Consider the following 19185-nt stretch of genomic DNA (forward strand, 5'->3'; position numbering starts at 1 on the left):
TAAATAGATGCCCGAGCCCCTGCGCAGAGATTCCACGTTCCATAGAAGGACATACATCGTGACATTCCAAAACGCCCAAGATTGGCTGGCCGAGCACCCTGAAGTCAACGCGATCATTATCGGGCTTTGCGATATCAATGGTGTTCTGCGCGGCAAACGGGTCCCTCTTTCGCAACTTGATAAGCTTCTTTCTGGCGGTATGCGGATGCCGCAATCGGCGTGTACTGTCGATATCTGGGGACATGACATTGAAGCCAGCGAGCTTGTCTTTGAAAGTGGCGATGGCGATGGTGTTTGCAACGTCACTGAACGCGGTATTATCGGACAATCCGAGGATGAAAATGCCTCGGCGATGTTTCAGGTGATGCTGACTTTGGAAGATGGCACACCTATGGCAACTGATCCGCGCCAAGCGCTTGTCAAGGTGGTGAAGCGCTTGAAAAATAAGGGGCTTACGGCCGTTGTCGCGACCGAGCTTGAATTTTATTTGACCACAGTGACGAATGGTGTGGCGGTTCCGCCGACGCTGCCAAACGCCCTTGCGCCAACAACAAAGGGGAACGTACTTTCGGTCGCGGAATTGGCGTCGCTGAATGCATTTTTGGATGATGTATATGCGGCGTGCCGTATCCAAAATATTCCCGCAGATGCCGCGATTTCCGAAGGTGGCGCGGGACAATTTGAGATCAATTTGTTGCATACGGCAGACCCTCTGAAGGCCGCGGATGACGCGCTTTTGTTTAAGAATGTTGTGAAAGATACAGCGCGCAAGCACGGGTTTTGTGCCACGTTTATGGCGAAACCATTCGGTGATCAGCCGGGCAATGGCATGCATGTGCACTTTTCGATGCTGGATTCGGATGGGAATAATGTCTTTGACGATGGGACCGACGTGGGGTCTGATACTTTGCGGTTCGCAGTGGCAGGATTGCTAAGCGCGATGCATGAAAGCACGTTGCTTTTTGCACCCCATCAAAACAGCTATCGCCGCATGCGCCCCAATTCGCACGCACCCACCAGTGCCGCGTGGGGGTATGAGAACCGGACATGTGCGATCCGAATTCCAGGTGGGCCAAATGCGGCACGCCGCATCGAACACCGGGTCGCTGGTGCAGATTCAAACCCGTATTTAGTACTTGCGGCAATTCTTGGAAGTGCCTTGAACGGCATTGATGCGCAGCTGGAGCCGGCAGCTCCCGTCACCGGGAACGCTTACGATGCAGATGCGCCTAGTCTTCCTTTGGACTGGTTGTCGGCAATTGCTGCATTTGAACAGGGTAAAACTATGGCTGACGTGCTCGGCCCGCAAATGGTGCGGCTATTTGCGCAAGCAAAACAACAAGAACTGCAACACTTCCTTAGCATTGTACCCGATGCTGAATATCACACCTACTTGGAGACAGTTTGATGACTGCAGCGTACGCCTACGCAGGCAATGGGGACCACACAACAAGCTATTATGCGGCATCTGCAAATACCCGGACATTGCGCCCCGCGCTTAAGGGCGATCAAACATTTGATGTCTGCGTTGTCGGTGCGGGTTATTCGGGCCTTTCCACGGCCTTGCACCTCGCCGAACAAGGCCACAACGTCGCGATTGTCGAAGGTGCGCGTATTGGTTGGGGGGCATCTGGCCGCAACGGCGGACAGGTCGTCAACGGTTTGAACGCATCCTTGCAGACCATCAAACGTCGCTATGGCCAGGACACTGCAAACTTTGTCGCAGGCTTGGTTATGGAGGGGGGCGATATTATTCGCGACCGTATCAAAACCTACGACATCCAATGTGACTACAAGCCAACAAACCTGTTCACCGCCTGCACTGATGCGCATATGCGCGAGCTTGAGGAGCGTTTGGCGCTATGGCAAGGCTACGGTCTGAACACGCAAGAAATGGTGTCCAAAGACAAGATCAAAGACTACGTCGGATCAGATATGTACGCGGGTGGGATGATTGATCATTCCGGGGGGCATATGCACCCTTTGAACTTTGCCTTGGGTGAGGCGGACGCGTTTGAAAAGAACGGTGGCACAATTTTTGAAATGTCGCGTGTGATAGATGTGAATTACGAAGCCGCGCGTCCCGTGGTGAAAACGGAAACGGGCACGATCACAAGCAAGACAGTTGTCCTGTGTGGTAACGCTTACCTTGGTAAAGTTGTGCCCAAATTGACGTCTCGTGTTATGCCAGTGTCCACACAAGTTATGGCGACTGAACAGCTTTCCGATGAGCAGGCCAACCGTCTGCTTCCAACGGACACTTGCGTCGAAGATATTCGGTATATTTTGGACTACTACCGCCTGTCTGCTGACAATCGTCTGCTGTTTGGTGGTGGGACCGTCTATGGCGGGGCTGATCCGCGTGATATCGAAGCCAAGCTGCGTAAAAATCTGAGCAAAGTTTTCCCTGAACTTGCGAATGTCAAAATTGCGCACGCTTGGAGCGGCAATTTCGCTTTATCATTTAGCCGCGTGCCACAAATGGGCCGTCTTAATAACAACACGTACTTTGCGCACGGTTATTCGGGGCATGGCGTTACTGGATCGCATACATTTGGTCGGATTTTGGCCGAAGCCATTTCAGGCGACGCAAGCCGCTACGACGTATTTGAAAAAGTGCCTTATATCCCATTTCCCGGTGGTCGCATGTTCCGCGTGCCCTATTCAATAATTGGGTCTTGGTACTACGACATCAAAGACAGATTCGGACTGTGAGGGCAAAATGTTGGGCAATGGTGATCAAGCGTTTCTAAAAACGGACCTCAAGGGCCGTTGGCATGAAATGACATATGGCGGGGCGGTAAGCTTTTTGCGCCGTTGCTACAGTCGTGACCTAGATGGCGTCGATGTGGCTGTCATGGGTGTCCCCTTTGACAATGCGGTCACCTACCGGCCGGGCACGCGGTTGGGGCCGCGCGCAATTCGTGCAGCCTCTGTCCAACTGGCTGAACTTAAGGCGTTTCCATGGGGGTTTGATCCGTTTGACACGCTTAACGTGGTCGATTTTGGGGATGTGATGCTTGACCCACATCACCCTGAAACGGTGCTGCCAGCAATTCAGAACCAAGCGGCAGAAATCATCGCCGCCGGGACTAAGCTTCTAACGTTGGGCGGGGATCATTCAATTGCTTATCCGCTCATCAAAGCCCACGCAGAAAAACACGGACCCATTGCGCTAATTCAGATCGACGCTCATTGCGATACATGGGAAGATGACGGTGTAGCGATTGACCACGGCACAATGTTTGCGCGGGCCACCGTTGATGGCATTATCGACCCCGCAAAATCCACGCAAATCGGTTTGCGCACCTACAACGATAGCGATCATGGGTTTGAGATTCTCAGCAGCCCTTGGATTCATCGCCACGGTATTCATGCTGCAATTGATATTGCCAAAAAACGTGCTGGCGATGCACCCGTTTATGTCAGCTTTGACATTGACGGTCTTGATCCTGCATTTGCGCCGGGAACAGGGACGCCTGTGGCAGGTGGTCTGGCATCATGGCACGGCCTTGAAATTATCCGCGGCCTTGGCGAACTAAACCTTGTCGGGATGGATATTGTTGAGGTCTCGCCACCATTCGACACGTCTGAAATCACCGCATTGGCCGCTGCCCATCTTGCGCATGACTGGTTATGCGTTCTGGCTGAAAAGGCGGGCGCAAAAACAGCTAAAGTTGGACGGACATAGAAAGTACACGATGAAAATTGGCATCCTGCAAACAGGTCGTTCGCCTGAAAGCCTGAACGAAAAATACGGCGATTACGACGCGTTTTTTAAACGCTACCTTGATGGGCGTGGCTTCGATTTTGAAACCTACGAGGTTCTTGACGGCAAATTCCCGAAGTTGCCGCAAAGCGCGGACGGCTGGCTTATCACGGGCTCTCGGTTCGGGGCGTATGAAGATCACGATTGGATTCCGCCGCTTGAAGAGTTTTTGCGTGAAACCTTTGCCCAAGGGGTGCCAATTTTTGGAGTCTGCTTTGGGCATCAGATTTTGGCGCAAGCGCTGGGCGGCAAGGTCGAAAAATTCGACGGCGGTTGGTCTGTTGGCCCCACTGCCTATGAAAGTGGCCAGTTCGGCGATCAGAAAATGATAGCTTGGCATCAAGATCAAGTCACCCGGCGCCCCGAAATGGCTTCAGTCGTGGGGTCGTCAGATTTTTGCGAAAACGCAATCCTTGCCTATGGCGACCAAGCATTGACCATTCAACCACATCCCGAATTCACAGCGGGCTTCATGGCTGATTTGCTCGAAGCGCGCGGTGGGCAACTGCCGCAACATATCAAGGATGGTGCGGCCGCGGCACAAGATGATCCGCTAACGCGCGTCAATTTTGCAGATGAGATCGAAGCATTCTTCAAGAAAACACGTTCATAAAGCAGATATTCTATGCCTCACACTTCATCTTACTACGCGGCGACTGCCAACACCAAAACGGTGTTCCCGCAACTGACCTCTGACATTACCGCAGATGTTGCCATCATTGGTGGTGGGTTCACGGGGGTTGCCACGGCGCTTGAACTGGCAGAGCGCGGGTTAAGTGTGGTGTTGTGCGAAGCAAATCAAATCGGTTGGGGGGCGACGGGCCGTAATGGCGGACAAATAACCGGCAGCCTGTCGGGTGACAAAGCGATGCAGCGCGAGTTTCGCCGCACGTTAGGCGATAGGGCTGCGGATTTCGTTTGGGATCTGCGCTGGCGCGGTCACGATATTATCCGAAAACGTATCGCTAAGTACAATATCGATTGCGACTTGCGTTTTGGGCAAATGCAAACCGCGCTGACAAAGGGGCAATTGGCCGAACTCGAAGACATCTATGCGACGGGCTGTCGTCGTGGAATGGCCGATGACCTCACGATGATTTCTGGGGCCAACATGCCCGACTACCTCGAAACGGACCTCTATATTGGCGGGCTGTTGAACCGCAAAAATATGCACCTACACTCGTTGAATTTCTGTCTGGGGCAGGCGGAGGCCCTCGTTTCACTGGGCGGGAAGGTGTTTGAAAACAGCGAAGTCATCAATATTGAACATGGCGCAAACCCAACCGTCCGTACCAAACATGGCTCTGTGCGCGCAGATAAAGTCATGCTCGCCGGGAATGCCTATCATTTGCTAGAACAGCCGAAACTGCGTGGCAAATTATTCCCGGCCTCATTGGCCAACATGGCGACAGCACCGCTTTCTCAAGAAGATGCAGCCTCAATTAACCCGCATAACCTCGCGGTTTATGACGGGCGTTTCGTTTTGGATTACTTCCGCTTAACGGCCGACAATCGGGTTATGTTTGGTGGCGGCACAAATTATTCAGGACGCGAAAGCAAAGACGTTGCACGCGAATTGCGCCCTGCACTCGAACGTACTTTTCCACGCCTCAAGGGCGTTGAAATTGACTATAGTTGGTCGGGCATGGACGGCATCGTGTTGAACCGCATCCCACAGGTTGGCCGCATCGGAGCCAACGTGTTCTATGTCCAAGGCTACAGTGGGCATGGCATTGCCCTAAGCCACATTCTCGCAGAGGTGACGGCGCATTGCATCACCGGGGACAGCTCGGAATTTGAGATATTCGAGAACTGCCGACATTGGAACTTGCCTGTCGGCCGGACAGTTGGAAGTTTGATGATTGCAGTTGGAATGGCTTACTATGCTTTGAGAGACAAGATCGAGAGATAGTATCAGAACTAGCACCTCCCTTTAGGCGTGAAATTTACGGCGAATGTCCTGAGTGCCGCACATATCTCCAGATTTTACTAATTCTCCGCACAGGCTCGAACCGCTGACCTCCATCATAAAAAGAAGTGCGCCATTGTTCGAAGCTGCTGTTCCGGCATGCCTTCGCATGGTTTGCTTCGGGGCCCATTTCCGGTATTCGATATTCGTCTGAAAACCTTTCCAGAAGATTGCCGCGCTTTTTGGTTTGGGTGAGAGCGGCGTCAGATTACGCCTTCTTCAATAAGCACTTTTCGGGCCGCACGAAAGCATTCAAGGCCCTGTGGCACGCCGCAGTATATCGCGATGACGTGGATGATCGCGCGGATTTCTTCTTTTGTTACACCATTGTTGAGAGCGCCGCGGCAGTGGAGTTCCCACTCGGTCATTTTGCCCAAAGCGCCGATCATCGACAGGTTCATCATCGAGCGTGTTTTCGCGTCAATGACGTCATCGCCCCAGCCAAAGCCCCAGCACCAAGCTGTCATTGCCTCTTGAAACGGCTGTGTAAATTCGTCAGCCGCCGCAAGGTTTTTCTCAACATACTCGGCACCAAGCGTTGCTTTACGTTGCTCCAAACCTTTCAGGAACAGATCTTCGTCAAATGCACTCATGGGGTGTCCTCGCTAGGTGACTATTTATGCTTCGGGCAGGCCGTCAACGATGGCGATGTTGGCTTTGCAAGCGCCTGAACGTTGGCTGCGGGCCTCCCTGTATTCCGGTGAATTGTAGCACGCCAAGGCTTGAGCCTTGCTTTCAAATTCAACGACCACGTGCCGCTGCCACGCTTCCCCCTCAAGCGGTGTTGCATCACCGCCGCGCACAAGAAATCGTGCGCCGTATTTAGCAAAAGCTGCGGGAGCCAGCGCTTGATAGCCAGCATATGCGTCGGGGTCAGTCACCGTAACAAAAGCAATCCAGTATCCCTTAGACATCGCCTGCCGCCTTTTTCGTTTCGTCCTGCAAAAAGCGTTGTGCTGTCGTGGACGCATCAAGGATATGGGCCTCCACTGCCGCCCGAGCAGCATCAGCGTCGCGGCTGATAATGGCCTCAAAAATCGCGGTCATATGGCTCATACCCGGCTTCGGGCGATCTTTCGCGGACAACGTGAGAACGCGCAGGCGGCTGATCCGTCCATTCAAACGCTGCACAATATCCCAAGCAATCGAATGGCCAGATTCGGTGAAAATGATCTCGTAAAATCGGGTGGTTGCCCGCATGACGCCGATCCATTCAGAATCATCCATCGTTGCGTTGAGCGCCGCCAATGCCTCGCCCAGTCGCTTGGCAAAGTCGCCGCTGTAACGCTGCGCGCAAACGGCAGCGGCGGAGCCTTCCAGCTGCTCGCGAATTTCATAGATTTGCACAGCTTGATCCCAGTCAAGTAAGGCAACAATCGGACCGCGGTTCGGGATGATTTCAACCAAACCCTCAGCTTCCAGAAAACGGATCGTCTCACGGACGACCGTCCGACTTACGCCGAGCTGATCACAAAGTGGTCTCTCGATCAACCGTTCACCAGGGGCGAAATGGCCTTCGATGATGGCCGTGCGCATCCGCTCTTGCACGATGTCGCGCAGGGTTTGAGGCGCATGTTCGATCTTGGGCAGATTAGATTTCGCAATATTCATTTGGGATTTATAGTCGTCTAACGCCGTGGCCTCAAGCAATATTGACATATGGTATGATGGTATACCAAGATATTGGGAGATTCGATCACTCAAAGGAAGCCGCCGGTGCCCGCAGAAATCAGAAAGACACTTCTTCACGTCGAAAACACGCTTATTGAAGGCGGTAAGACGGCCGAAAAGCCGTTGACCCTGATCGCGGCGATGGCCGTTATCCGCAACCCTTGGGCCGGTCAGGGGTTCGTCGAAGACCTCTCTCCGGCCATCCGTGACTGCGCATCAGGACTCGGTGAGATGCTGACAGATATGGTGCTTGAGGCCGCTGGCGGTGGTGACAAGGTAGAAGGCTACGGAAAATCGGCTATTGTCGGGCTCAATGGCGAAGTTGAGCACGCCTCTGCGCTGATTCACACTTTGCATTTTGGCAACCACTATCGCAACGCTGTCGGGGCAAAATCATACTTGTCGTTCTGCAACACACGCGGCCCCGCGAACGCACCGCTGATGATCCCGCTGATGGACAAAAACGATGGTGGTCGCAGGTCTCATTATCTGACGATCCAGACGTCTGTAGCTGATGCGCCTGCGGCTGACGAAATTCTCATCGCTCTTGGGGCCTCCATCGGTGGTCGCCCGCATCACCGCATCGGTGACCGCTATCAAGACCTCAAGGAACTGGGCCATGACGTTGACAACCCTGCATCTGTCTAAGTCGAACGCGACAGTTTCGTGCCGTGCCCATGGTGCGGGCGAACCTGTGATCTTGCTGCACGGTGTTGGTATGCAATCGGCGGCTTGGGGACCGCAAATCGAGACATTGCAACGCGGTAATCGCGTTATCGCCTTCGACCTACCCGGACATGGCGGCAGCGATCCCTTGCCCCAAGGCAGCACGTTGTCCGGATATGTTGCGTGGTTGGATGATGTCATCACAACGTTAGACCTCGGGCCTGTTAATCTTGCAGGGCATTCAATGGGTGCCTTGATCGCAGGGGGGTATGCGGCGACCTATCCCGATATGACCCGACGTGTTGCACTTTTGAATGCGGTCTACCTTCGGGATGTTGCAGCTAGTGCGGCAGTGACTGTGCGCGCAGCTGAAATTTGTCGTGGCAAGGTAGACATCCAGACGCCGCTGGCGCGTTGGTTTGGCACCTCACTAATTGACGGTGAAGTCCGTGCGCAGGTTTCTGACTGGCTTAACGCCGTTGATCTTGCAGCCTATGGAACGGCCTATTCTGCATTCGCGGGTGGCGACAAGACCTACGCGGATCAGCTTTCTAACATTAGCTGCCCCTTTCTCGCGCTCACGGGGGATGGCGATCGTAATTCCACGCCTGAAATGTCCCAAGCCATGGCGACACAGGCGCAGAAAGGACAGGCGGTGGTGATCGAAGGGCACAGGCACATGGTGAACCTTACCGCGGCAGTGCAGGTGAATACCCATCTTTTGGCGTGGCTCAAAAGGCCGGAAACCAGAAAGGAACTTTTGTGACGACAATTGATCCACGCGCCCTGAGAAGCGCCTTTGGAACCTTCTTGACCGGCGTAACCGTTGTAACGGCCCATGACGAAAACAACGCGCCACTCGGCTTTACAGCGAATTCGTTTACCTCCGTATCACTTAATCCGCCGATGGTACTTGTCTGTGTCGCGAATACATCGCGGAATTTCGAAACGTTGATGAAGGCAACTGGATTTGCCGTGAATATCCTAGCCGAAAGCCAAATCGACGTGTCCAACACATTTGCGCGGCCCGTAGAAGACAGGTTTGCCACCGTTGGCTGGAACAAAGGGCCATACGGTGCGCCAATCTTGAATGATGTCACGGCGTGGTTCGATTGCAGCATGCACAAGACCGTCGATGCTGGTGACCACACGATCTTGATCGGCCAAGTCGAGGACTTCGCTACCACTGCGACACCCGGCCTTGGCTATGCCCGTGGGGCGTACGTGACACCATCCACGGCGGCAGAGGCCATCGAGCCGAACCCGAACCTGATCGTATCTGCGTTGATTGAGCGGAACGGAGAGGTCTTGTTGCTTGATGATGGCGACGGTGGCTTGGCGCTGCCTGAACAGCAGGTCAAATCCGAAGGCGTTTCGGCTGCTTTGGCACAGCTGATCGCATCGACCGGACTGAAGGCAGAGCCGGGGTTCGTCTATTCGGTATTTGAGCGCGGTAAGCACCAACATATTTCGTTTATGTGTCAGACCGCCGAAGGAGAGCCTTCAAAAGGCAGGTTCGTTCCGATGACAGCATCAGGGTTTGCACGCATTTCCGATCCCGCGATCTTGTCGATGCTGGAACGGTTCGCCACCGAGAGCCCCCTTGGCAATTTTGGCATGTATTACGGCAACCAACACAGCGGCGAAGTGCGCCCCGTTATAAAGGAGAAGTAGGCTCATGCGGTTTTCCCTCTTTGCTCACATGGAGCGTCTGTCACCAGATCAGGACCAGAAGCAGCTTTATGACGAATTTGTTGAGCTAGCAAAGATCGCTGACGCCGGTGGCATGCACGCTGTCTGGACGGGCGAACACCACGGCATGGACTTCACTGTTGCGCCGAACCCGCTTCTCAACCTCGTGGATCTGGCGCATCAGACCAAGAATGTGCGCCTCGGCACCGGTACAGTCATTGCCCCATTTTGGCACCCGATCCGTCTGGCGGGTGAGGCCGCGATGACCGATATTATCACAGATGGCCGCCTAGACCTTGGCATCGCGCGTGGCGCGTATTCCTATGAATACGAACGCATGGTCCCCGGTATGGACGCGTGGGATGCTGGCCAACGCATGCGCGAACTTATCCCCGCTATTCAGGGACTGTGGCAAGGCGATTACGCCCAAGACGGCGCGTATCATTCGTTTCCTGCGACGACATCTTCGCCCAAGCCAATGCAGAAGGGTGGTCCTCCGATCTGGGTGGCCGCGCGTGATCCGAACAGCCATGAGTTCGCCGTGTCAAATGGCTGCCACGTACAGGTGACACCGCTCTGGCAAGGCGACGGCGAGATCACCAAATTGATGGAGACCTTCAACGAGGCCTGCGCTAAATTTCCTGACGCTAAACGTCCAGAGATTATGCTGCTCAACCACACCTACATCGCGGCAGACGCCGCCGATGCACAGAAGGCCGCTGAGGAAATCAACAGCTTCTACTGCAACTTCGGAGCGTGGTTTAAAAACGAGCGCAACGTCAGCCAAGGCAGGATAGAGCCGTTGACACCAGAAGACATCGCCGCGCATCCTTTTTACACTGCCGAGGCCATGTTGCGCGACAATGTGATCGCATCCCCCGATGACGCAATCACGCGGATTAAGACGTATGCAGACATGGGCTATGATGAGTATTCATTCTGGATCGACAGCGGGATGTGCTTTGAGCGTAAGAGGGCTTCGCTGCTGCGGTTCATCAACGACGTTATGCCAGCGTTTGCCTAAAGGAAGACCAATGCAGACATTCCAGCAGTATATCGACGGTGGCTTCTCTGATGGTGCCGCCCAATTTGAAAGCCGCGATCCAGCCACGGGACAGGTTTGGGCGCTGATGCCCGAAGCAAGGCGCGATGATGTGGGCCGCGCTGTCGAGGCAGCAGAGAGCGCCTTTTTCTCGCCGGAGTGGGCAGATATGACCGCGACAGCGCGCGGCAAACTGCTGATGCGGCTTGCGGACCTGATCGCTGAAAACGCGGACACCCTGGCAAAGTTGGAAACGCGGGACACGGGCAAAATTATCCGCGAGACATCCGCACAGATTGCTTATGTCGCCGACTATTACCGCTACTATGCAGGGTTGGCTGACAAGATCGAAGGCGCGCATTTGCCGATCGATAAACCTGACATCGAAGTCTGGTTGCGCCGCGAACCTATTGGTGTTGTTGCCGCAATCGTGCCTTGGAACTCGCAGCTTTTCCTCTCGGCTGTCAAAATCGGCCCCGCCCTTGCGGCCGGCTGCACGGTAGTCTTGAAAGCGTCCGAAGAAGCGCCCGCACCAATGCTGGAATTCGCACGCATTTTCGACCAGGCGGGTTTCCCAAATGGCGTTTTGAACGTCATAACTGGCTTTGCGGCCGAGTGCGGCGCGGTTTTAACAAGCCATCCAAAAGTTGATCACATCGCCTTCACCGGTGGGCCGGAAACCGCTAAGTATATCGTGCGTAACTCGGCAGAAAACCTCGCATCGACTTCGCTGGAACTTGGTGGAAAATCACCGTTCATCGTGTTCGAAGACGCCGATATCGACAGCGCAGTAAACGCCCAAGTGTCGGGCATTTTTGCGGCCACAGGTCAAAGCTGTGTCGCGGGGTCGCGGCTGATAATCTCTAACAAGATCAAAGATGCGTTTCTGGCCCGCCTTAAGGAAAAGGCTGAGGCCGTGGTGATCGGCGCACCCGATGACATGACCACCGAAGTTGGCCCGCTCTGCACGAATGCACAACGCGATACTGCGGTGCAACTTATCGCACAATCCGTCGAAGCGGGGGCTGTTGTTGTCGCAGGCGGTGCGCCGCTCAAACGTGACGGCATATTCTTCCCGCCAACGATCCTCGATTGCTCGAACGCGCACGGCGCGCCATGCCTGACCCATGAATTTTTCGGACCAGTCTTGTCGGTCCTCGGGTTTGATACCGAAGCAGAAGCGCTGGCGCTTGCCAATGACACTGCGTTTGGCCTTGCGTCGGGCGTTTTCACCCGTGACCTAACTCGTGCGCACCGGATGATCCGCAAGCTGCGGGCTGGCATCGTTTGGGTCAACACCTATCGCGCCGTGAGCCCGATGGCACCGTTTGGGGGTCACGGCCTCAGCGGGCACGGTCGCGAGGGCGGACTTCAAGCTGCGCTTGATTATACCAAGGTCAAAGCCGTTTGGCTGCGCACCAGTGACGAACCTATTCCAGACCCGTTTGTGATGCGCTGAAGTCGCCTGAAAATATGCGCATTAGACAGTCACGGGCAATGCCATTGGTTCGACGTTACGTGTGGACAGGCAGAAGCTGATGAACAACCCCGACACTATAGACATTAGACATTGCTTCAAAACCGCGGACCAAAAGACCTAATTAAATGAACGAAGATTGCCTGATATCAATTCCAATAAGCCCGCGGCAGATTCTTTTGGCTCGGCCTCTAGTAAATTGTTTTTACGTGTACACCTTTTTCTAGTTTTATTCAGTTTCGTGAACGCATAATTTTTTTGCATATGATAGGGTCCGGTGTTTCTAAAAAACTTTAGACTGTGTGATCTACGCAACCATATTGACGCCGAAGCCTGTCTTTTTGTACAGTACCGTAGGGACTAAAAATCGTAGCGATTAATTTCTCTAAATCACGAAAAAAACAATGATAATAATAGCTTATGCATAAGGCGTGTCTGCGATCCGCAATGCACCCCATGGTTTAGCTGCGGCAAAATTCTTTACGCGCGGCATACCCTAATTTCACATGCGTTGTTATTTTTATTAAAATGATTCTAAATTTCGGATGCGGAGATTTCTGGTGGGTAAAAGTACACTTTTGAATGGAGTTCAATTCGGCCCAGTTTTAGCTGGATTGACCGTTTGGGCGGTGGGGGCAACCGGTGCTCTGGCTCAGGCCGTGGATGCAACTGCCAACAGCGGAACCACGGGCAGCCAAATCGCATTGATAGTACCTCAACTTAACAACACAGTGAACGATGTGGTCGTATCGGGTTTTCCTTCCGATGCTGTTTTGACTGCCGGTGTGCAGGACATTACAGACGACACCGTGTGGTTTATTCCTGCGTCTGATATTACCGCTGGCGTTACTTTTACGACAAGCACCTCAGGATCGTACAATCTGACCTTTGCCCAAGCAACATCAGGTAACCAATTTACCGCCTTAGATAACGGTACGTTTGGATCGGGAGCGTCCGAATTCAGTTCGACAAGCTTGGGGAGCGGGACGAGCTTTACATTTGTGGATGGAACAGGCGCGACACAGATTACCCCAGGTGAATATGCAATTGTACAAAGCACGGATGCGGTCGAACGCGCCAATGCAGCAAATGAGGCATCATGTGATGGCATATACTTAAGCTTAGACGATCAGGATAATCCGGGGTCCGGATATTTTGCAATGTACGATGCGCAAAGTGCGACGACAGACCCAAACCAAACGTTTATCACGGCGACAATCACGGGTCTTTTGGCAAATACAGAATACAGTGTTAGCTATGATGCGGGCAACGTTTATACTGGTTTTTCTAGAGTTTGTAACGCCAATGCAGACAATGTTTTCCCTGAATTTAGTGTGCGCCTAAGCGATGATGCTGGCACAACACCAACCGCCGCTGACGAAATCTCTAATACGGGTTTGTTGCCCGGGCAAACACCCTGGACGACTTTTAACAACACGTTCACAACTGCGGCGACACAGACGGATGCTGTTATGACCGTTGTCATGACTGGCACAGGTGGCGTTATCGGGGCTGATGTTATTTTTGATAACTTTATGTTATCAGCCAACTCAGCTGATACAGAGACTTATGTTGTTATTGCAGAACCGGTGGCTAACAACGATCTGATAGAGGATCAAACATCCGGCCTCGCTGTCGAAAACATCGACATCTTAGACAATGATACCGTTGGTGACACAGATTTGGACACTGATACCGTGGTATTTACGACGACAGGAATGCCATTTGACGCGACCCTATCGACTGACAGCAAAACGTTGACAGTACCCGGCGAAGGCGAATGGACCGTAAACAGCGATGGTACAGTGACGTTCACGCCCGAGACTGGCTATACGGGTGATCCGACCCCCGTGTCGTACACTGTCGACGATGAAGACGGAGATACCTCCAACGAAGCCACGGTTACGGTCACGTTCACTGATCCTGATCCTGCGATTGAGCTGGTGCAGACGGTGACGGGTATTGAAGATACCAATGGCGACGGTATTTTTGGCAATGCTGGCGATACGATTTTGTATGAATACACAGCCGAGAACACGGGTGACACGGGTCTTGCTGATCTTGAGATTGACGACAATGGTCTGAGCGGTTTGACGGCTGCTGGTGTGACGTATGACGATACTGGTATCGAAAATATCACGCTTGACGTTGGCGAAGGTCCTGTTGTTGTTGCGACGGCGGAATATGTCATTCAGCCGGGTGATAGCGGCGATCTTGCAACCCAACCCACGATTACATCGACGGCAGTCGCGGTTGATGATGCGGGTGACATCGTTCTTGTTGCTGGCGACACAGTGCCGTTGTTTGACGAAAATGATGACGAACTTGATCCGGTGACGGATGATAGTGACACAGGTTCGGAACCAGAGATCCCACAAGGTGGTGCCGATGGTTCAACAGCCGTGCCGACACAAGTGAGCGCGCCTGCGACCACAGATACGGACGGGACATCTGGCAATGATGCGGATGAGCCGACTGTGGTCACCATACCTGTCGTTGCGCCGGAAATCTCGGTCGAGACATCCAATGGCGATGTTGCTATTGCTGATGGTGGCACAGACACGCAGCCCCAGTCGACGGCGGGTGTTGAACAGACGATCACCTATACAATCACGAACGATGGTTTGGATACGCTCACCTTGCAAGAGCCAACGCTTGACGCTGGGTCGACCACCAACATCACAGATGATGATGCGGGTGTGACCTTTAGTGCGCTGAGCGACACATCATTAGAGCCGGGTGAAACCGCGACGTTCACCGTCACCTTCACGCCTGAATTTGATGGCGCCTATGATTTTGACATCACGCTCCCAAATGACGACGCGCAAGATGATGAGGACGAAAGTGTTTACAACATTGCCGTCGAAGGCACGTCCGAAGGGGCGGCGGAAATCGATGTGACCTCATCCGTGAGCGGTGCAATGCCCGATGGTGGTGAAGACGACGTTGGCGAACCGATCGCAGGCGAAGAGCAAACGATCACCTACACGGTCACGAACACAGGGACAGATACGCTGACGCTGGAAAACCCAACGATCTCGGGTGAGACAAATTTGGACGGTGGCGTGACAGTCGTGAACCCTGGCGATCTGGTCTTGGCACCTGGTGAGACAACCACCTTTACCGTGACCTTCACCCCGCTTGACGAAGGCGCGTTTGGCTTTGACATCGATCTGCCCAATGATGATGCCGACGAAGCCCCATATGATATTGCTGTCATCGGGTCGGCTTCGGTGTTTGATCAAGAGGCGTTGGAACGCGTTTTGACAGAAGACCTGCAAAACACAACTGAGCTAATCTCGCGCAGTGCGTCAGACATCTCGGCGCGTGCCGCTGATCGTCTGGTCGGGCATTCTTGTGGCCAGCAAATCAACGATCTGTTGCAGGATCAACCAATCAAATTTGCCAACGACAAGTACTTTATCGATGCTGCAAACCAACGCATCATTGATGAGATCGCACATCTGCTGCAGCAGTGTCAGTCAGCAGACTTTATCATTGCCGGGCACACCGATTCAGATGCAAGCGACGCTTACAACATCGTCCTGAGCCAAAACCGCGTAAATGCCGTGCTGGACGCTCTTGTCGAACGCGGGATCGATACGGACCGGTTGCAAGCACAAGGGTTCGGTGAAGCGCACCCAATCGCGACCAACGCCACAGAAGAAGGCCAAGCGCTGAACCGCCGGGTTGAGTTCATTCTGGTCGGTGGCGAAGATGGTTATGCTGCGGGGACTGGCCGTTGCGGAGAGGGCAACCAAACGAGCCGCACATTGAATGGGTCGGCAAACGATTCTGGCAGTAACCTGACAGGTCGGTTTGCATCCGAAGGGTACGATTGTACCACCGGTGCGTACCGGACGATTTGGGCCGATCTGAGCGTGATCCACACAGAGGACGAGAGCACAACCGGTCGCCTGAGCTTTGGTGGGTCACGTGACCGTCAAGCCAATGGTCGCCTGTTCGGCCAATTCATCGAGGGCTACCTGTCCAAGACAGATATTGTCGACCCAGACGTCACTGGTGAGATCGTCGGGGTTGGTATCCATGCCGGTCTTTATGGTGCAAACCGCACAGAAGGTGGGTTGCTGCTGAGCTACTACGGCAGTGCTGCGGTCGGCCGTCACTTCTTTGATGTTGTCGCGGGTACCGAAGCGGATGGTCATTACACATATGGCGGCCTGTTCGTCGGTGGTGCCGTCGGTGGAGAGCGCGTGTATGACACACTGACAGTGGCGCCGCGGGTTGGCATTGATCTTGCCTACGCGGTTGCCCTTGGGTCCGAAATATCGATCGACGATGTTGATCTTGATATCGATCCGGGACGCTACGGTCGGCTATTCGTCGAAGTTGACTTGATCCGGACCGTGCACAATGGCGAATTGGAACTGACACCACGTTTGTTCTGTTCAATCTCTGGCGACGAAGATGGTGACTGCGGCTATGGTGCATCGCTGTCTTATGAGACCGCGGACGATGAAGATACGATGGCCGTATGGGATGTCACGCTTGACTACGACCGGGTCGGCGACACGCATACAGCCTCCGTCAACCTCGCCCACACAGCGCCAATTCTTAACCGTGCGGGTGTCAGCCGCGCGTCAGTAGGGGCAAACGTTGATGGGTCAATCGACGCGGCGCAAACCGTCGAGTTCACGTGGTAAGCACCTAAGGGCGACCAATCGTAAAACAACGAAAGGCCAGTGCAAACGCGCTGGCCTTTCGCGTTTCTAAAACAAATTGGAAAGATGACAAAGCCGCTAAAACAATGTCCGCAATAACAGGCTGCGCCGCAGTGTTTTATCCTAACGTCCCTATGCGGCTAAGCTCCCCACACCCTAGGGTTTAACCCCAACGGGCATCATGATGCTCCTTATGAGGAGTATTGTGATGAAAATGTTGAGCAAACGGCAAGTGTCGGAAATGGTGCTATACTCGCCCCAACACATTGCGCGTCTTGAGGCCGCTGGCGCATTCCCCAAGAGGGTAAAGCTTGGCCATAATCGCGTGGGATGGCTTGAGGGTGAAGTGCAGGACTGGATCCAACGGCGCGTCGCCGAACGTGATCAACAGATCAGCTCTTCCTCGTGAGAGCGAAAGGGCCGCCTGAAAGGGCGGTCCTTTTTCTTTAGGGACGGTTCGTCATCGCAAACTTCTGAGCCGGACACGTTCAACCATAGGGACTAGACTTACGCTCCGCTTCAAATAGTCTGAACTATATATCTGTTTGGAGATTTTTATGGACATTGGGACATTTTTAGCTGCTTTGCAATCAATCGGTACGAGCTTTTACGCGCTTGTCGCATATCTGACCGTGGCTGTTATATGGGGTATCAACCTGTGGAGAAACAACCGCCTAAAGCTAATTGGAGATCGGCTCGAAAGCCTACCTGAAACTGACCGGTTGAAAGCACTGGAGCTCGAATACCGCATTATTCCAAAAGGTGGCCTGTCGCCAGAATCATACCTTCGACACTCTCGTCAAAAGAACAATTTAATCGTCATTTTGTTGGCTATCTGCGCACTGACTTTGATTGTCTTTGCGGCAATTTACAAGTCTCTTGAAGAAAGTCGATTAAGTTCCTCGATAGATTCAATTTCAACTGCCCTCGAAATGACAAAGATTGCTCGGAGTTCATCCGACAGCAATGAGTTGGAAATTGCGGCAGGAAGACTAGAGGCTGTCCTAATGCTCCGACCATCTGCTACAGCTTATGGTAATTTGGGGTATGTTTACGAGGAAATTTCGAACACAGAAGCCGCATTTTTAGCGTACAGTCGAGCAAATGAGCTTGATCCTGGGAACCCGAATTTTCTTATCCCTCTAGGCTACATCAACAAGGATTTAGGCGATTTTGATGAAGCCAGAGCTCACTTGGTGCAAGCCATTGAGCTGTCTGTTGAAGGTTCAGAGAACTGGTTCGTCGCGATGGTCAACTTAGGTGCAGTGGAGTATGAGATAGGGAGGGCAACAAACGATGTCGAACAACGTGCCGCGAGCTGCGCAATTGCTCTAGATCAATATTATTTAGTTGCATTGCGCTACCAAGCGCAGATTTCCAACAGGGACTTAGTTGCTAGGTCATATTCAAACACTGGAAACTGCTATAAGGATCTAGCGGATTTTGGGAGAGCAGAAACGTACCTTCGTAGAGCGTTGGTGATAAAGCGCAGACTTGCCGCCAGCCGATCATTGGCGGACACATTGAACAACAATGCTGATTTACTTCTCAAGCAGGGAAGATTTGGTGAGGCTAAACCTTTTTTGCTGGAGGCTTTGAGCATTTTCGAAGCATTGGATAATGATCTTGGTATTGGTGTTACACTCTTCAATTTAGGTGACGTTTATTGGGCGGAGAGCGATTTAGTAGCCGCTGAGTCATATTACCGAAGATCTTCCGATGCGATGATAACAGCTGAACTGGGAGGCGAATACCACAACGCTCCGCTTCGACGGATAGAGAGGCTCGAACACAACGACCCGCCTGCCTTTGTCATTGACGCTCTCGCTTCTCGAATTACGAACGACTGAAGTCGCTGCTCTCCATTTTCTATGGGGATAGACGTGGGGATACCGTATCCCCGAATGATTTTGTAAAAATGAGAAACCTTGTTTCCTTATGAGCAGCTATGGGTTTAGGCTGCAATCATAGATTGAACCGTGATTTATACACGTCTTCGACGTGTCTTTGTGTATGTGCGGCGGGGTGCCCATGCGGCTTGAGGATTATCTACAATATGGGCTGGGTCAGCTTAATCTCGTGCACACGGATGTCCGCAGCATTGGCTGGGTTCAGATCATCCATTGCGATGAGGTGATCGATCCTATCGTGTCTGATCGGATCGCACGTTTCTATGATCAAATCCATGAGGCGGATCAGGAAAAAGGCGTCAGATAT

17 protein-coding genes are annotated in these 19185 nt (G+C 53.1%); 13 read left to right on the forward strand and 4 right to left on the reverse strand.

Annotated features, from left to right (window positions below; genetic code table 11):
• Positions 1–58 precede the first annotated feature (58 nt).
• Genes Yoon_RS05190 through Yoon_RS05210 form a run of 5 tightly spaced genes read left to right on the forward strand, consistent with a single transcriptional unit; the run spans position 59 to position 5681 of the window.
• On the forward strand, positions 59–1408 hold the full coding sequence (locus tag Yoon_RS05190; RefSeq protein ID WP_238110758.1) for a glutamine synthetase family protein: 1350 nt from the start codon (positions 59–61) through the stop codon (positions 1406–1408).
• Positions 1408–2715: an FAD-binding oxidoreductase gene (locus Yoon_RS05195; protein WP_238110760.1), complete on the forward strand. Its 1308-nt coding sequence runs from the start codon at positions 1408–1410 to the stop codon at positions 2713–2715. The genes Yoon_RS05190 and Yoon_RS05195 overlap by 1 nt, the downstream gene beginning before the upstream one ends.
• A gap of 7 nt (positions 2716–2722) precedes the next feature.
• Entirely contained in the window at positions 2723–3691 is a 969-nt protein-coding gene (speB, locus tag Yoon_RS05200) for an agmatinase (RefSeq protein WP_238110763.1), read from the forward strand.
• A 10-nt stretch (positions 3692–3701) separates the two neighbouring features.
• Complete coding sequence (locus Yoon_RS05205; protein WP_238110765.1) at positions 3702–4382, forward strand: type 1 glutamine amidotransferase; 681 nt, start codon at positions 3702–3704, stop codon at positions 4380–4382.
• Between the two features lie 12 nt (positions 4383–4394).
• Positions 4395–5681, forward strand: a complete 1287-nt coding sequence (locus Yoon_RS05210) for an FAD-binding oxidoreductase (RefSeq protein ID WP_238110767.1) — start codon at positions 4395–4397, stop codon at positions 5679–5681.
• A gap of 260 nt (positions 5682–5941) precedes the next feature.
• Here the strand turns inward: Yoon_RS05210 and Yoon_RS05215 are convergent, their stop codons facing one another.
• The 3 genes from Yoon_RS05215 to Yoon_RS05225 are packed head-to-tail and all read right to left on the reverse strand — an operon-like array spanning position 5942 to position 7397.
• Positions 5942–6331, reverse strand: coding sequence for a carboxymuconolactone decarboxylase family protein (locus Yoon_RS05215; RefSeq protein WP_238110774.1), 390 nt, complete (start codon positions 6329–6331; stop codon positions 5942–5944).
• 24 nt (positions 6332–6355) lie between these two features.
• A complete protein-coding gene (locus Yoon_RS05220; protein ID WP_238110776.1) occupies positions 6356–6652 on the reverse strand; it encodes a DUF1330 domain-containing protein in 297 nt (98 codons plus the stop codon).
• A complete protein-coding gene (locus tag Yoon_RS05225) occupies positions 6645–7397 on the reverse strand; it encodes a GntR family transcriptional regulator (protein ID WP_370642111.1) in 753 nt (250 codons plus the stop codon). The genes Yoon_RS05220 and Yoon_RS05225 overlap by 8 nt, the downstream gene beginning before the upstream one ends.
• A gap of 57 nt (positions 7398–7454) precedes the next feature.
• Between Yoon_RS05225 and Yoon_RS05230 the strand changes: the two genes are divergently transcribed.
• The 8 genes from Yoon_RS05230 (at position 7455) to Yoon_RS05265 (ending at position 18818) form a co-directional block, all read left to right on the forward strand.
• A complete protein-coding gene (locus Yoon_RS05230; protein ID WP_238110778.1) occupies positions 7455–8057 on the forward strand; it encodes an amino acid synthesis family protein in 603 nt (200 codons plus the stop codon).
• On the forward strand, positions 8029–8841 hold the full coding sequence (locus Yoon_RS05235; RefSeq protein ID WP_238110780.1) for an alpha/beta fold hydrolase: 813 nt from the start codon (positions 8029–8031) through the stop codon (positions 8839–8841). Before Yoon_RS05230 ends, Yoon_RS05235 begins: the two co-directional genes overlap by 29 nt.
• Positions 8838–9749, forward strand: coding sequence for a flavin reductase family protein (locus tag Yoon_RS05240; RefSeq protein ID WP_238110782.1), 912 nt, complete (start codon positions 8838–8840; stop codon positions 9747–9749). Before Yoon_RS05235 ends, Yoon_RS05240 begins: the two co-directional genes overlap by 4 nt.
• Before the next feature lie 4 nt (positions 9750–9753).
• Positions 9754–10791 (forward strand): LLM class flavin-dependent oxidoreductase, encoded by a 1038-nt coding sequence (locus tag Yoon_RS05245; protein WP_238110784.1) that lies wholly within the window; start codon positions 9754–9756, stop codon positions 10789–10791.
• A 10-nt stretch (positions 10792–10801) separates the two neighbouring features.
• A complete protein-coding gene (locus Yoon_RS05250) occupies positions 10802–12268 on the forward strand; it encodes an aldehyde dehydrogenase (RefSeq protein ID WP_238110785.1) in 1467 nt (488 codons plus the stop codon).
• Positions 12269–12846: 578 nt separating this feature from the next.
• Entirely contained in the window at positions 12847–16950 is a 4104-nt protein-coding gene (locus Yoon_RS05255; protein ID WP_238110787.1) for an OmpA family protein, read from the forward strand.
• A 226-nt stretch (positions 16951–17176) separates the two neighbouring features.
• On the forward strand, positions 17177–17377 hold the full coding sequence (locus Yoon_RS05260; RefSeq protein ID WP_238110789.1) for an AlpA family transcriptional regulator: 201 nt from the start codon (positions 17177–17179) through the stop codon (positions 17375–17377).
• A gap of 148 nt (positions 17378–17525) precedes the next feature.
• Complete coding sequence (locus tag Yoon_RS05265) at positions 17526–18818, forward strand: tetratricopeptide repeat protein (RefSeq protein ID WP_238110790.1); 1293 nt, start codon at positions 17526–17528, stop codon at positions 18816–18818.
• 199 nt (positions 18819–19017) lie between these two features.
• On the opposite strand, the gene Yoon_RS05270 is transcribed toward Yoon_RS05265, so the two are convergent.
• Entirely contained in the window at positions 19018–19155 is a 138-nt protein-coding gene (locus tag Yoon_RS05270; protein WP_238110792.1) for a hypothetical protein, read from the reverse strand.
• Positions 19156–19185: the final 30 nt, after the last annotated feature.

Source organism: Yoonia sp. I 8.24 (assembly GCF_022096995.1).
Taxonomy (GTDB): domain Bacteria; phylum Pseudomonadota; class Alphaproteobacteria; order Rhodobacterales; family Rhodobacteraceae; genus Yoonia.

What these genes read in the sequence shown, in the direction of transcription:
- Yoon_RS05195 (WP_238110760.1), top strand. Translation starts at nt 1,408, where the DNA reads ATGACTGCAGCGTACGCCTACGCAGGCAATGGGGACCACACAACAAGC.
- speB (WP_238110763.1), top strand. Translation starts at nt 2,723, where the DNA reads ATGTTGGGCAATGGTGATCAAGCGTTTCTAAAAACGGACCTCAAGGGC.
- Yoon_RS05205 (WP_238110765.1), top strand. Translation starts at nt 3,702, where the DNA reads ATGAAAATTGGCATCCTGCAAACAGGTCGTTCGCCTGAAAGCCTGAAC.
- Yoon_RS05210 (WP_238110767.1), top strand. Translation starts at nt 4,395, where the DNA reads ATGCCTCACACTTCATCTTACTACGCGGCGACTGCCAACACCAAAACG.
- Yoon_RS05215 (WP_238110774.1), bottom strand. Translation starts at nt 6,331, where the DNA reads ATGAGTGCATTTGACGAAGATCTGTTCCTGAAAGGTTTGGAGCAACGT.
- Yoon_RS05220 (WP_238110776.1), bottom strand. Translation starts at nt 6,652, where the DNA reads ATGTCTAAGGGATACTGGATTGCTTTTGTTACGGTGACTGACCCCGAC.
- Yoon_RS05225 (WP_370642111.1), bottom strand. Translation starts at nt 7,397, where the DNA reads ATGTCAATATTGCTTGAGGCCACGGCGTTAGACGACTATAAATCCCAA.
- Yoon_RS05235 (WP_238110780.1), top strand. Translation starts at nt 8,029, where the DNA reads ATGACGTTGACAACCCTGCATCTGTCTAAGTCGAACGCGACAGTTTCG.
- Yoon_RS05245 (WP_238110784.1), top strand. Translation starts at nt 9,754, where the DNA reads ATGCGGTTTTCCCTCTTTGCTCACATGGAGCGTCTGTCACCAGATCAG.
- Yoon_RS05250 (WP_238110785.1), top strand. Translation starts at nt 10,802, where the DNA reads ATGCAGACATTCCAGCAGTATATCGACGGTGGCTTCTCTGATGGTGCC.
- Yoon_RS05260 (WP_238110789.1), top strand. Translation starts at nt 17,177, where the DNA reads ATGAAAATGTTGAGCAAACGGCAAGTGTCGGAAATGGTGCTATACTCG.
- Yoon_RS05265 (WP_238110790.1), top strand. Translation starts at nt 17,526, where the DNA reads ATGGACATTGGGACATTTTTAGCTGCTTTGCAATCAATCGGTACGAGC.
- Yoon_RS05270 (WP_238110792.1), bottom strand. Translation starts at nt 19,155, where the DNA reads ATGGATTTGATCATAGAAACGTGCGATCCGATCAGACACGATAGGATC.